This is a genomic window from Pandoraea sputorum (genome assembly GCF_000814845.2).
GTDB classification, from domain to species: domain Bacteria; phylum Pseudomonadota; class Gammaproteobacteria; order Burkholderiales; family Burkholderiaceae; genus Pandoraea; species Pandoraea sputorum.
In genome coordinates this window covers 1,865,773-1,878,567 of record NZ_CP010431.2, presented here as the reverse complement: position 1 = coordinate 1,878,567, position 12,795 = coordinate 1,865,773, and the positions used below count along the sequence as shown (strand labels likewise).

The 12,795-nt window shown below is 64.7% G+C and carries 14 protein-coding genes; 8 read left to right on the top strand and 6 right to left on the bottom strand.

Annotated elements, in window-relative coordinates:
* Positions 1-3: 3 nt before the first annotated feature.
* A complete protein-coding gene (locus NA29_RS08380; RefSeq protein ID WP_039397466.1) occupies positions 4-471 on the top strand; it encodes a lytic transglycosylase domain-containing protein in 468 nt (155 codons plus the stop codon).
* 55 nt (positions 472-526) lie between these two features.
* Here the strand turns inward: NA29_RS08380 and NA29_RS08375 are convergent, their stop codons facing one another.
* Positions 527-1,069 carry a cytochrome b gene (locus NA29_RS08375; RefSeq protein WP_039397464.1) on the bottom strand — a complete coding sequence of 181 codons (543 nt, stop codon included), beginning with the start codon at positions 1,067-1,069 and terminating at the stop codon, positions 527-529.
* Positions 1,066-2,166 carry a catalase family peroxidase gene (locus NA29_RS08370; RefSeq protein ID WP_052252638.1) on the bottom strand — a complete coding sequence of 367 codons (1,101 nt, stop codon included), beginning with the start codon at positions 2,164-2,166 and terminating at the stop codon, positions 1,066-1,068. Before NA29_RS08370 ends, NA29_RS08375 begins: the two co-directional genes overlap by 4 nt.
* Before the next feature lie 203 nt (positions 2,167-2,369).
* On the opposite strand from NA29_RS08370, the gene NA29_RS08365 reads away from it, so the two are divergent.
* The 7 genes from NA29_RS08365 to NA29_RS08335 all read left to right on the top strand — a co-directional run bounded on the left by NA29_RS08365 (position 2,370) and on the right by NA29_RS08335 (position 8,872).
* On the top strand, positions 2,370-2,948 hold the full coding sequence (locus NA29_RS08365; protein WP_039397462.1) for an RNA polymerase sigma factor: 579 nt from the start codon (positions 2,370-2,372) through the stop codon (positions 2,946-2,948).
* Positions 2,945-3,814: an anti-sigma factor family protein gene (locus NA29_RS08360; RefSeq protein WP_039397460.1), complete on the top strand. Its 870-nt coding sequence runs from the start codon at positions 2,945-2,947 to the stop codon at positions 3,812-3,814. Before NA29_RS08365 ends, NA29_RS08360 begins: the two co-directional genes overlap by 4 nt.
* Before the next feature lie 122 nt (positions 3,815-3,936).
* Positions 3,937-4,965: an acetamidase/formamidase family protein gene (locus tag NA29_RS08355; RefSeq protein ID WP_039397458.1), complete on the top strand. Its 1,029-nt coding sequence runs from the start codon at positions 3,937-3,939 to the stop codon at positions 4,963-4,965.
* A gap of 94 nt (positions 4,966-5,059) precedes the next feature.
* The gene (locus NA29_RS08350; protein WP_052252636.1) at positions 5,060-5,317 is read left to right on the top strand and encodes a XapX domain-containing protein; all 258 of its coding nucleotides are present in this window, start codon (positions 5,060-5,062) and stop codon (positions 5,315-5,317) included.
* A 10-nt stretch (positions 5,318-5,327) separates the two neighbouring features.
* Positions 5,328-5,519 (top strand): XapX domain-containing protein, encoded by a 192-nt coding sequence (locus NA29_RS08345; protein ID WP_039397456.1) that lies wholly within the window; start codon positions 5,328-5,330, stop codon positions 5,517-5,519.
* 91 nt (positions 5,520-5,610) lie between these two features.
* The gene (locus tag NA29_RS08340; protein WP_039397454.1) at positions 5,611-7,980 is read left to right on the top strand and encodes an acetamidase/formamidase family protein; all 2,370 of its coding nucleotides are present in this window, start codon (positions 5,611-5,613) and stop codon (positions 7,978-7,980) included.
* 58 nt (positions 7,981-8,038) lie between these two features.
* On the top strand, positions 8,039-8,872 hold the full coding sequence (locus NA29_RS08335) for an AraC family transcriptional regulator (protein ID WP_039397452.1): 834 nt from the start codon (positions 8,039-8,041) through the stop codon (positions 8,870-8,872).
* On the opposite strand, the gene mnmH is transcribed toward NA29_RS08335, so the two are convergent.
* The 4 genes from mnmH to NA29_RS08315 are packed head-to-tail and all read right to left on the bottom strand — an operon-like array spanning position 8,808 to position 12,723.
* Positions 8,808-9,911, bottom strand: coding sequence for a tRNA 2-selenouridine(34) synthase MnmH (gene mnmH, locus NA29_RS08330; RefSeq protein WP_039397450.1), 1,104 nt, complete (start codon positions 9,909-9,911; stop codon positions 8,808-8,810). The two genes, NA29_RS08335 and mnmH, sit on opposite strands and share 65 nt — an antisense overlap.
* Positions 9,908-10,552 (bottom strand): tetratricopeptide repeat protein, encoded by a 645-nt coding sequence (locus NA29_RS08325; protein WP_052252634.1) that lies wholly within the window; start codon positions 10,550-10,552, stop codon positions 9,908-9,910. The genes mnmH and NA29_RS08325 overlap by 4 nt, the downstream gene beginning before the upstream one ends.
* Positions 10,553-10,576: 24 nt before the next feature.
* A complete protein-coding gene (locus tag NA29_RS08320) occupies positions 10,577-12,103 on the bottom strand; it encodes a glycosyltransferase family 2 protein (protein WP_224786818.1) in 1,527 nt (508 codons plus the stop codon).
* Between the two features lie 8 nt (positions 12,104-12,111).
* A complete protein-coding gene (locus NA29_RS08315; RefSeq protein ID WP_039397447.1) occupies positions 12,112-12,723 on the bottom strand; it encodes a cytochrome b in 612 nt (203 codons plus the stop codon).
* Positions 12,724-12,795: the final 72 nt, after the last annotated feature.

Genomic DNA, 12,795 nt, shown 5'->3' with positions numbered 1-12,795 from the left:
TTCATGCGCCCGAGCCTCCGAGCGACCGTAGTCGCCAGTCTGACTGCCGCAGCCGTCACCACGAATGCGCCAGCATTTGCCGACTGCTTCGACGATGCCGCGACCTATCACCACGTGAATGCCGACGTGCTGCGCGCCATCGCATGGGAAGAGTCGAACAACCGTGCCGATGCCCGTCGCACCAACACCAACGGGTCGGTCGACTACGGTCTCATGCAGATCAACTCGGTGCATCTGGACACGTTGGCACGCTTCGGCATCGGCACCGAGGACCTGATGGTGGCGTGCAAGAGCGTGTATATCGCGGCGTGGCATCTGCAACGTCAGATGGCGAAGTACGGCAACACATGGGCAGCCATTGGTGCTTATCACTCCGCCACACCCGCCCTGCGCGACGCGTACGCCTCGCGCATCGCCGTCAAACTCAATGCGCTCAAGGACGCTCGCGAGGCAAAGCAAAGCCGACGTTGATCCTGTGTCGACGAGGTGCTCCCCGTCCCCCTTGCCTCCTCGCACCGCATGCCAATCAGCGCCGATGCCCCCGCGCCATACTGGAGAACACACCGTCGCGCTTGATGAGACCGTGCATCAGCGCCGCCGCGAGATGCCCGATCACGAGCGCAAACAGCGCGAACGCCAGCCACGTGTGCATCGCGCGCAACACCGCGAACAGACGCGCATCCGCCGACACCAGCGGCGGCAGATGATAAGCGCCGAACAACGTCACCGGATAGCCACCGGCTGACACCATTGCCCAACCGATCAGCGGCATCGCGAGCATCAGGGCATACAGCAGCAGATGCGACGCTTTGGCAATCGTCTGCTGCGTTGACGGCACACTGTCGGGCAACGGCGGGCTGCCACGCTTGATGCGCACGATGATGCGCAGCACGACCAGCGCGAGAATCACGATACCCAGCGGCCGGTGCAGCGCGATCAGCGTGGTGTGGGCCTGCGTCAGCGTGCTGACCATGATGACGCCGATGAACAGCATCGCGACCATGGCGATCGCCATACCCCAGTGCAGCCAGCGCTGAACGGGACTGAAGTGAAGATGGGGACGATTCATCGCGAGCGGGCCTCCTGAGTCGTGTTGCCTTGTGGTGCATCGGGGGCACCGTTCAACGCTTCTTCGCGCGTGCGACGCTTGTACGACAGCGCGTACGCGGCCGAGCGTGCGGCGAGCAGCGGATCGTCGGACGGCTCGATCCCGGCGGGCAGAATCGTCGGATCGAAATTGACGTCGCGGCATGCGCCATCGTCTTGCGACGCCGCCCGCGACAGCACCAGCGTGCCCGCATCGATCTGCTTGCGCGTGGCTGGCCACTGGCGTGTGGCATCGTCGGTCGGATCGCCCGGATCGGCCACGCTCACCACCAGATGCCAGCGCACCGGCCCCTGCTTCAGACGCTCATACAACTCGCCTGCGAGGTAATTGGCGTCGCCCTTCTCCTTGTCGGTCACGGTGTCGAAGGGCAACTCCGGCTGCATCGACCAGCGCACGGCCGAGCGCTGCCCGTTAGCATCGACGAAGTAGAACGCGTTGATGCCGTAGTACGCCGCATTGGCGTAGCTCGACGACGGTGGGTGTCCCTTGACCCAGTCGCGGAACGGCTGCGTGTCGGGATGCGCGGCAAAGAACGCCTGCAACTTCGCCGGATCGGGCTTGCCGGTCGACGGATCGGGGCGCGACGCATCGAGCTGCGCGTAAAACTCCTCGGGTGTGCGCACGGCGAACAGCGGTGTCGTGTTCATGCCGGTGCGCCACTGCTCGCCGTCGGCCAACGTGAACATCAGCGCCATACTGCGAATCGGCACGCTATTGTCCGAGGCGGTCGGGTTCGGCCCGGGAATCGCGAAACGGCCGGTCACGGGGGTGCGTCCGGGGGCGAAGACGAGCGCCTTCGACAGCCACGCCGCGCCTCCATTACTCTCGAAATAACCGTCCACGCACAGGCCCTTCGCGTGATTGCGACGGAAACCTTCGTGAATGCCGCCGTTCGACTCGAACGTATCGATGACGGTATTGGCGCTCAGACGCTGCGGCGTGAGCCACCCGGCAGCGTAAGCAAAGCCGCCCGCGAGCAGGCCGACGACGGCGACGATAGCCGCCGCCCGGCAAGGCACGCAAATGGCGCGAGGATCGGACGAAGAAGGTTCGGTCACGAATGGGGCTCCTTGTGATGACGTCCCGTGGGCAGGTTGCCGGATGAGCAGATCGTGGAAACACGGGCGTCTTCACGGTAAAACACATCCGCGCGGCCCTTATTCCCTCGTCGCCGGTTTTATTTTCGTTTTCATGGAATAAGCGAGCGGCCACGCGTGTTGACCCGTTATGGCATGGCTCACCGCATTCGATCTCTGACGGCATGGATATTCGCGACCAGCTCTATCACCACGTCCCGCGTCTGCGGCGGTATGCCCGCGCGCTCACGGGCAATACCGAGCTGGCCGACGACCTGGTACAGGACACATTGGAGCGCGCCCTGTCCCGCCACACGATGTTCGAAGCGGGCACAGACGCCCGCGCATGGCTCTTCACCATCATGCATAACCTGTTTCTCAATCAGCAGCGCCGTGCGCCCGCGCAGGCGACTCACGTCTCACTGGACGAAACCGAACTCATCAAGCGCGATCTCATCGAGCGCGACGTCAGTCACGCATCGGCTCAGATGCCGACTTCCGACCCCGCCCGCCGTCTCGAAATCCGAGATCTCGACGAAGCGCTGCGGCACCTCCCCGACGAGCAGCGAGCCATCGTCCTGCTCGTGGGGCTGGAAGACATGAGCTATGCGGATGTCGCCGCCACGTTGCGCGTGCCGATCGGCACGGTGATGTCGCGGTTGTCGCGGGCTCGGCAACGGCTGCGCGATCTCATGGCAGGTGGGACACCGCCCGCCCAGTCGGTCCAGACGGGACCGTCAGCCAGGCTCAAGGTGGTGCGATGAACGAACCCAACCGCCCGATCGACGACACCGAACTGCACGCGTACGTCGACGGGGAATTGCCCCCGCAACGTCGTGCAGAACTGGACAACGCCCTCGCCACCGACCCGGTGCTCGCGGCGGCCGTGAGCGAACTCGTCGCGTTGCGACGCGCGCTGCACGCGCGCTATGACGATGTGCTGGATGAACCGATTCCGCCCCGGTTGCAACGTCCGTCAGACGTGCAGGCGCCGATGACGCGCGGCAAAGCCGCCGCGAACTGGCCTCGGTTCGCCGGGCTGGCGGCCGTGCTGGTCGTCGGCATCGGTATTGGCATTCAGGGCAATCGCCTATGGTCGCTCTGGTCGGCGCGGGAAACGACGACGTCCGCCATCGCCATGCGCGAAGCAGCGCCATCGCTTGCCACCGCCGCCGATGGCCCAGCGCGCTTCGCCCGACGCGCCGCCATTGCGCACGTCGTCTACATGCCCGAGATTCAGCGACCGCCGGGCATGGATGGGGAGTCCGAAGCCCGTTTCTCCCGATGGATCGCGAGCCGTCTGGAAACCGCTGCGCAAGCGCCGGACCTGTCCTCGCGGGGCTTTCACCTGAGCGGCGCACGCGTGCTGCCCGACAGCGACGAACACGTCGTGCAGTACATGTATCGCAATGACGCAGGCGAGCGCATCACCGTCTGCATATCACCTGCCGGTGTTGAAGGGCAGCCCGCCGCGTTCCGGTTTTACGAGGACGGTCCGGTCAGGGTTTTCTACTGGGTCGACAAGACGTTCGGCTATGCGATCTCGGGCGGCATCGACCGCGCAACGCTAACGGACCTGTCGCAGGACGTCTACGCCGCACTGGAGGCGCATGGGACGGGTAAACGTTAGTTCCTCCCAGCAATAGAGAAGGTGGCAAACGCTCCTAATCGTGCGTTTTTGTCGGGCACTACCATGACTTCACCGTGAACTGTGTTTGCGGGCAGTCAGACAAAAACTCTAGGAGACATGGCATGCTTCACGACCTTCCCGCACGGCCCGACACGGTGCACTGGGGCTATTTCAACGCCGCACAAACACCGGCCCTGACCATCAAGAGCGGCGATTTCATTCGCGCCGAAGCCGTCACCCATCATGCGGGCGACGCGCCCGACCTGATGATGGACGACGCCGTGCGCGCCATCTACGACAAGATTCCGCACGAAGACCGCAACCCGGGCGTGCACATCATGACAGGCCCGATCTACGTGGAAGGCGCGAAGCCGGGCGACATGCTCGAAGTGCGCTATCTCCAGATGATTCCGCGCTTTCGCTTCGGCGCGAACGTCGCCGCCCACTGGGGTCAGCTCTATGACGACTTCCAGAAAGAGCGCGTGACCATCTACGAACTCGACAACAGTTCGAACACCGCGCATGCCCTGTTCGCGTTCGACTATCCGGGCAAGCTGACCACACCGGGCAAGGTTGTCGATCATCGCGAATGCTGCAAGCAGCCCGCGCTTGCCGGTGTGCGCGTGCCGGTGCGTCCGCACCTCGGCACGGCGGGCGTCGCGCCTGACGCACAAGGCCGCGTGAGCACGGTCGAGCCGGGGCTGCACGGCGGCAACATCGACAACTGGCGTATCGGCGCCGGGGCGACGATGTACTACAAGGTCCAGGTCGACGGCGGGCTCTTCTCCATTGGCGACCCGCACATCTCGCAGGGCGACGGCGAAATCAGCGGCACGGCGATCGAGGCGTCGCTCAACGTGTTGTTCCAGGTGGTGCTGCGCAAGGACTTTGAATTCCCGTCGCCGCTGCTGGAGACGCCCGACTGCTGGATCGTGCACGGCTTCCATCAGGATCTGGACGAAGCGGGCAAGAACGCCGCGCGCGACATGATCAAGCTGCTCACCGAGCAACAGGGCCTCTCGCGCGACGACGCCTACTCGCTCATGAGCGTGGCGGCCGACTTCGGCGTGACGCAGGTCGTCGACGGCACGCAAGGGGTGCACTGCACCATGCCGCGCGGCATGTTCCCGCCCAAGTCGACCAAGACCTGAGCGCTCCGGCTGCCTGCCCGGTGCGCCCGGTCGTCATGGGTGCGCCGTGCGGTGCACGGCATTTCATGTTGTCTCTTCATCGGGAGACGCTTTCATGCAATACGTCTATGTCGGGCGCAACGAGCTTGTCGCCCTGATCGTCGGTCTGGTCACGGGCACGCTGTACTCGTGGCTCAACCTACCGATTCCCGCCCCGAATGTGCTCGGCGGCATCTTCGCCATCATCTTCACGTACCTCGGCTATCTGATCGTGAATGTGTGGCGTCGCTCGGTCACGTTCGGACGTCCGCCCGCCGAGGGCCTGGATACGTCGCACAACGCCCGTCCCGCCAACTCGTCCGGCCGGTCCTGAGGAGGTTGTCATGGTAGAAATCACGCTTGGCGCGACGGAGTTGCAGGCCGCCGCTGTCGGACTGGTGACCGGAGTGCTGTACACCGGCGTACGCGCGCCGATTCCGGCCCCTAACGTCCTCGGCGGTATCTTCGCCATCGTGGGCACGTTCGTCGGCTTTGCCTTCGTAGCGGCGATGCGCGGGCAGTTGCACTTCGGCTGACGCGCTTGCACTATTGACGTCTGCCCCTGCGCAGCGGCGCCCAAGCGCTGCGCAGGGGTGTCGTCGTTGTCATTTCTGATGGAGGCCGGACTTGGATCGTGCGCACTTCTCAACGGAGTCCTATGCCCAGGACCAGCGCGGGCCAGCATGGCAGGCGCGCCTGCTCGACGCCCGTCTGCACTTTCGTCCGCCACCGGCCGGAGAACCGCTGCACGGCACGTTGCTCACGCATCGCACGCCCGCCGGTATCGAACTCTCGGTGATCTCGTCCACGCCGCAAACCGTATCGGCGCGCGCGGGCGGTGAGCGTGGCTTCCTGCTCGTCATGCTGCTCGACGGTCAGATGATGCTGGCCACGGCAGGCGCACTCGAAGGCGAGACGCTAGCCGCAGGCGACATCGCGTGCATTCCGGGCGCACAGAGCGCCGACCTTATCGCCCGCACGCCGTTCCGGCTGATCTCGGTGCACGTACGGCACACGCTGATCGCGCCGCGTCTGGGCAGTGCGCCGCCGGTGCAGACGTGCAAGTTACCTGACAGCGTGTCGCGTCTGTTCGGCGCGCTGCTTGGCGGACTCGCCATGCAACTCGACGCGATGCAGGACGCCGATCCTCACGCGTTCGAACCCGTCGAAAACGTGATTCTCGAATGCCTCGCCTCGGCGCTCGCGGCAGCCAAACCACCGGCGTCGACGAATCTGTCGACGTCGCGCGGCATTGTGTTCACGCGCATCTGTCACCGCATTCAGGCGCGTCTGGCCGAGCCTGATCTGTCGCTGTGCGCCATCGCGAAAGACGAGCACGTGTCGGACCGCTATCTGCGCAAGCTTTTCGAAGACGCCGGTCAAAGCTTCTCGTCCTACCTACGCAATAGTCGATTGCAGCGTTGTCACGCAGATTTGCACAATCCCGCGTACGACCAGTTGTCGGTGTCGGATATCTGTTATCGCTGGGGTTTCAACGATCCGTCTTACTTCAGTCAGGCCTTTCGCGAGCGGTTCGGCGTGTCGCCCAAGGCAAGCCGCGATCAGGCACTGCGCTCCCGTGCGCTGCCGGAGCGCGCGCGAATCTCGCGTGGACACCCCGATGTGCCTGCCGGACTGGCGCATCGAACGAACATCGGTCCGGCGGCGGCAATGGCCCCGACGGAACGCGACGCAATGCCCGGCAGCGCCGCGCGTCCCCCGCTGCCGCATGACGCCGGACAGCACCACTATCTGCGCGCGACATGCGACTCGGTGCATTGGGGGTATCTCAGTCACGATCTCGCGCCAGTGCTCACTGTCGCGTCGGGCGACACCGTGACCGTCGAAACGCTGACGCAGCACGCGACCGACGACTGGGCGCGCATGATTCAGGGCGATCCGGGCGCGGAGAGCGTATTTCACTGGACGGCGACACAGAAGAACGTGGACCGGCGCGGCGCAGGACCGATGGACGCGTCCGTCTACGGACGCGGTGCGGGCGAAGGTTTCGGCGTGCATATCTGCACCGGCCCCATCGCCATCGAAGACGCCATGCCCGGCGACGTGCTCGAAGTCCGCATTCTCGATCTGCATCCCCGGCCGAGCGCGAACCCCGAATTCGCTGGCAAGGCGTTCGGCAGCCACGCGTCGACGTGGTGGGGCTTTCACTATCAGGACATGCTCACGTTGCCGCGCGAGCGCGAGGTCGTGACGGTGTTCGAGATCGATTGCCACGATGGGACGGAGGAAGGCACTGACGTCGCGCGCGCCATCTACAGCTTTCGCTGGACGCCGCAGCAAGACCCGTTCGGCGTGGTCCATCCGACCATCGACTATCCCGGCGTGCCGGTCGATCACACCCGCATCACCAAGAATTTCCGGACGCTGAAGAACGTCGAGATTCCGCTACGTCCACACTTCGGCGTGCTGGCCGTCGCGCCTGCGCAAGACGGTCTGATCGATTCGATTCCGCCGTCAAGCTACGCGGGCAACCTCGACAACTGGCGCGTGACGCGTGGTGCGAGCGTCTTTCTGAAAGTCGCCGTGCCGGGCGCGCTGCTCTCCATCGGCGACCCGCACGCCTCGCAGGGCGACGCCGAACTCGGCGGCACTGCCATCGAATGCTCGCTCACGGGCAACATCCAACTGGTGCTGCACAAGAAGGCCGCCATCGAGGCACAGGCACCGTACGCCGATCTGACCTATCCGCTCGTCGAGACGCCGACGGAGTGGATCATCCACGGCTTCAGCTCGCCGAACCATCTGGCCGAGCTGGGGCAGAAGGCGCAGAGCCAGATCTACATGAAATCGACGCTCGACAGCGCCCTGCGCGACGCCTTCCTCAAGGCGCGCCGCTTTCTTATGCAGGTCAAGCGGCTAACAGAGGACGAAGCGACCGCAATTCTTTCGGTCTCCGTCGATTTCGGCGTGACGCAGGTCGTCAACGGCAACTGGGGCGTGCACGCCATCATTCGAAAGGGGATGTTCAACGACTGAAGAAAACCGCAAAATCGGCAAATTGCCTGTGGATACATTGGGCGTCCAAGGAGCGCAAATGAAACCCCAGACCCGACTGAGATACGCCGAACGCATGGAGCCCGTGCTCCGCTGGCTCGCTGCCCACCCGGAGAGCGATCCCGACCTGCACCACCTGGCCGAGCTGGCGTGTCTGTCCCCGTACCACTTTCATCGTGTCTACCGCGCATTGCTCGGGGAGACGGTGAACAATTCGGTGCAGCGCATTCGCATGCACCGTGCGGCGATTGCCCTGTCGGGGTCCGAGGATTCGATGCGTGTTGTGGCGTCGCGCGCCGGCTATGCGTCGGACGCTGCGTTCAACCGGGCCTTCGGCGCGTTCTTCGGCATCCCGCCGGGACGTTACCGCGACGCCCGTTCCGGACCCGTCGATCCTCAGGAGCTAGCCATGTACCCGATCTCAGTCGAATCGTTTCCCGCCACGACCCTCGCCGTCCTCCGTCACCAAGGCGACTATCAGGGCATCGGCCCCGTCTTCACACGCGCGTTCATGCTCGCGGCCGCGCAGGGCCTCGCCCGCCCGGACGCCACTGGCTTCGGCGTCTACTTCGACGATCCGGAGCAGGTCCCCGTCGCGCAATTGCGCTCGCTCGCAGGCATGTCGGTGCCCGCAGATGCCGAGATAGGCGGCGATCTGGAACGCTTCGAAATTCCGGCAGGAAAGTGCGCCATGCTGACCTATACCGGGCCGTACAACGAGATGAACAAGCCCTATCAGTGGCTGTTCGCGCAGTGGCTGCCAGCCAGCGGACTGGAGCCCGCCGACTTCCCGATGTTCGAGCAGTACCTCAACGATCCTCGCTCGACACCTGCGGCGCAGCTTCAGACCCGCATCTGTCTGCCTGTGAAGTAAGTGCGAGCAAGGCCTGCGCCTGTGCGTGCAGGTCTTGCGCCGTCGGATGGAATTCGAACGGTATCGCCTTCGAGAGGCCTTGCAGCAGCTTGCGTGAGCTGCGCGTGTAGGCCGGGTCGTAGTGGCGCGTGATCAGCGCTTCGGACAACTCGCGCTGCTGCCCGTTGTCGAGCAACGTCAGCCATTGATCGACCACGGCCTTGCCATGCAGCTCGACGAGGCGCAGCAGCTGCGCACGGAAGTGCTCAGGCTGAGCCAGCAGGTGGCCATACTCCTGCGTCAGCAGTTCAACGCGCTCGTCCACACTCACATTCACTTCGACGCATCGCATCGTGCCGCGCAGGGACGTCATCAGCGACTCCGGCAAAGTGATCAGTCCGATCCGGCGACTTTCCGCCTCGACAAACACGGGACGTGTCGCGTCGAAGCTGCGCAGCACCCCGATGAGCGACGTGTCGAACGACTTCTGCGAGGGTTGCGCAGCGTTCGGCATCGCGCCCAGGAGGGACCCGCGATGCACGGCGAGGCCTTCGAGATCGAGGGTCTGTGCGCCAGCGTCCGCGAGCGCGTGAAGCAGACGAGTCTTGCCGCTACCGGTATGACCGGCGAGGACGATGTAGTCGAGCGTAGGCGGCAAGGTCGCCAGCGCCGCCACGACGTCGCTGCGGTAGGTCTTGTAACCGCCTTCGAGCTGACGCGCGCGCCAGCCGATCATGTTCATCATCAAGGTCATGGACGCCGAGCGCATGCCCCCACGCCAGCAATACACAAGCGGACGCCAGTTGCGCGGCCGATCGGCAAACAGCGTGTCGAGATGCTTTGCGATATTGCGCGCGACCATGGCTGCACCTTCACGCGAGGCGTCGAACGGCGAGACCTGCTTGTACATCGTGCCGACGATGACACGTTCTTCGTTGCTGAGTACCGGGGCGTTGATCGCGCCCGGGATATGGTCGTCGGCGAATTCGAGCGGTGTGCGGACGTCGATGATTTCATCGAACTCGGCGACACTCGCGAGCGGCACACGGAGATGGTTCATCGCGCCCCCGCTGCCAGTTGCCCGCAATGCTTGCCGTAGGGCGTGCGCGTCGTCGGCTGGACGCTCGTATCACCATCGAAACTCGCACGCACTTTGGCTGCACGGTCGATGATGCGCGTGGCCGCTTCCGCATCGCCCGCGCCGCCCAGCGCCAGCGCGTAATCGTCGAGCAATTCGGCGTAGGCGAACGGCACTTTGCGCGCCGCTTCCAGCCGGTCGAGCGTGCCGAGTGCCCGGCCGAAGTATTTTGCGGAAGCCGCGAACTGACGTTGCGCGAGCGCGAGACGGGCCAGTTCTACCAGTGCCGGATAGCGGTATCGCGCCGTGAGGATGTCAAGGTCGTACGCCTGGCTAAGCTCGCGTTCCGCTTCGGCGTAGTAGCAGGTCACGCCCAGCGCGCGCCCGTAGTCGAAGTGCATGGCGGCGCGTTGCGATGCAGGCCAGCCCGACTGGTCCGCCACGAGCACCGCTTGCCCGAAGGCACGGCGCGCGCCGTCCCAGTCGCCACGCACCTCGGCCGCACCGCCTTGCGCAGCGTAATCAGGGCCGGGCGCCTTCGGTGCGGGCGTGCTGCACCCCAGCGCACCCAACACGCCGCCCAGTGCGCACACCATCGCCAACCACGTCAAAGATCGAATCATCAGGGAAAGGAAACTGCCGGGAAATCATCTGTCGCGGGACACCTCCGCCCCGCGTTCGCCCGACAGGATACCTCGTCGCACCTGAACACCCCAACGCTGACGCCCCGTGAGGAAGTGCCCCCACCCCATCGCCGCCCCCGTGTGACGCATCAACTGGAACGAAAAGGGCTCCAGCACGGCGGCAACGAATGCCAGCCCAAGGCTCGTGCCGGTGCGGTGACCGGTCCAGCGACGATAGGCGTGCACCGACCACAGATGGAAGCCAAGATCGATGACGATCTTGCTCAGAATGATCCCGGAGACCGGCAGCACGACGCCGTAATGACCTTCGCAGACGAACGTCACCAGCAACGCAAAGGCCGTCAGACCATAGATCGGCTGGAGCGTATCGAACGCCTTGACCGGCAGCATCCAGCGACCGAGGTTGCCGTAGCGTCGGTTGCCGACCATATCGCGATACCAGTACTGCGTCTGGAGGAAGCCCGCGAACCAGCGACGGCGTTGACGCAAGAAGCTCGTCAGCGTGCCCGGTGCATCGGTGATCGCCTGCGCGCCGCCCACGACGCGCACTTCCCAGTCGAGCGAATGCGTGACCGAATAGCGACGCAGACGGTGAATCAGTTCGTAGTCCTCGACCAGACACGCGGGATCGAAACCGCCCACGGCCAGCACCGCCTCGCGACGGAAGCACGCGAACGCGCCCGAGATCAGCAACAGCCCGTCGGCGCGCATCCATGCGAAGCGGGAGATGAAGTTGCGGATGTACTCGTACGTCTGGAAGAACTGCAAGACGCGTGCGCTCATGGTGTCGCCACACACTGGCGTCAGCACGCCGGTGGCGGCGACCAGACGCGGGCGACGCGCGAAGGCGTCGTGCATGGCGGCGCACGCACCGGCATCGAGCAACGTGTCGGCATCGACCGTCATCACGATGTCGGCATCCATGCCGACGAGGGCCGCATTGAGCGCCTTCGCCTTGCCGCCGTGCGGCACACGCAGCCATCGCAGGTTCGGATAGCGGGCGCTCGGTGCGCTCAGGCTGCCGACGCCCGGGTCCACCAGCCCGTACTCGCCGGTGAGCAAGGCGACCGTGCCGTCGTGCGAACCGTCGTCGGCGATGACGATGGCGTCGGGCACATGGCGTCCGGCCATCAGCGCGCGCAGTGTCACCGGCAGCGCTGCCGCTTCGTTATGGGCCGCGACCACCACGCCGAGCGTGAGACGGTTCGACGCGGCGTCGGCAGTGCCGCCCCACGTCTCTTCCGGATCGGGACGCATCAGACGCCACGCCTGCCAGAACACGAACGTCAGCAACAAGGTGTCGTAGACGACATAGGCCACGCCCGTGCCCCACGCGAAAACACCTTTGAGGAAAAACGCCTGTGCAAAAAGCAGGCACCACAGCACGGCCACGCCGGTGTGCACGAGCCAGCTGGCAAGCGGCGTCGGCGGTAAGGTGAAGCGCGGCGAATGCTGTTCTCGCGACGCTTCGAGCTGCGCTACGCGTGTCTGGATATCGGGATTCATGGCCGGGTTCACGTCGGTGTTCATCCCGTCACTCACGGTAGCATCCGGCCGATGACCGGGTGACGGTCGATCCACTGATGCTTGAGCGCACCGCCGATGTGCAACGCCAGCAGCGCGTAGAGCGCGTACGCGCAATAGGTGTGGACGTTGCCCAGCACCTCGTGCCAGTAGTCCTTGCTCGCGTCGCTCATCGCCATCAAAAAGCCCATGCGCGGAAACGGCACGACGCCGAACAACACCAGCGGATGCGTCGACGCCGCCACCCACGCCGAGTCATGCGCCCAGCCCGAGAGCGGCATCGCGAAAATCAGCACATAAAGCAGCCAGTGCGCCAGATGGGCCGCAGCACGCTCCCACGAGGCAAAGACATGCGAGAGTTCGGGCGGGCGGTGTGTCACGCGCCACAGAATGCGCAGGATCGCGAGACCCAGCACCGTGATGCCTACCGACTTGTGCAAATCGATCCAGAAGCGCACGTCGATCTTCTCCAGGGTGGCGTCCGGAAGCAAGGCAATCGTCTGGCCGATGGCAACGTTGCCAAGCATCAGCAACGCCACCGCCCAGTGCAGCAGCATGGCGACGCGCGTGTACTTGGGGTCCTCGTACAGGGCGACGCGAGGCTTGTCAGCCGACGTGGATGACATGGATCGTGGCGAAGGGGGCAGAGAATTCACGTTTGAAGTCCTGAAAATGCACTGGAAGATGATTGCATAACG

Bases quoted from the DNA above. Each gene is read 5' to 3' on its own strand.
- NA29_RS08355 (WP_039397458.1), top strand. From the start codon at position 3,937: ATGCTTCACGACCTTCCCGCACGGCCCGACACGGTGCACTGGGGCTAT.
- NA29_RS08350 (WP_052252636.1), top strand. From the start codon at position 5,060: ATGCAATACGTCTATGTCGGGCGCAACGAGCTTGTCGCCCTGATCGTC.
- NA29_RS08360 (WP_039397460.1), top strand. From the start codon at position 2,945: ATGAACGAACCCAACCGCCCGATCGACGACACCGAACTGCACGCGTAC.
- NA29_RS08335 (WP_039397452.1), top strand. From the start codon at position 8,039: ATGAAACCCCAGACCCGACTGAGATACGCCGAACGCATGGAGCCCGTG.
- NA29_RS08315 (WP_039397447.1), bottom strand. From the start codon at position 12,723: ATGTCATCCACGTCGGCTGACAAGCCTCGCGTCGCCCTGTACGAGGAC.
- NA29_RS08375 (WP_039397464.1), bottom strand. From the start codon at position 1,069: ATGAATCGTCCCCATCTTCACTTCAGTCCCGTTCAGCGCTGGCTGCAC.
- NA29_RS08380 (WP_039397466.1), top strand. From the start codon at position 4: ATGCGCCCGAGCCTCCGAGCGACCGTAGTCGCCAGTCTGACTGCCGCA.
- NA29_RS08365 (WP_039397462.1), top strand. From the start codon at position 2,370: ATGGATATTCGCGACCAGCTCTATCACCACGTCCCGCGTCTGCGGCGG.
- NA29_RS08320 (WP_224786818.1), bottom strand. From the start codon at position 12,103: ATGAACACCGACGTGAACCCGGCCATGAATCCCGATATCCAGACACGC.
- NA29_RS08345 (WP_039397456.1), top strand. From the start codon at position 5,328: ATGGTAGAAATCACGCTTGGCGCGACGGAGTTGCAGGCCGCCGCTGTC.
- mnmH (WP_039397450.1), bottom strand. From the start codon at position 9,911: ATGAACCATCTCCGTGTGCCGCTCGCGAGTGTCGCCGAGTTCGATGAA.
- NA29_RS08325 (WP_052252634.1), bottom strand. From the start codon at position 10,552: ATGATTCGATCTTTGACGTGGTTGGCGATGGTGTGCGCACTGGGCGGC.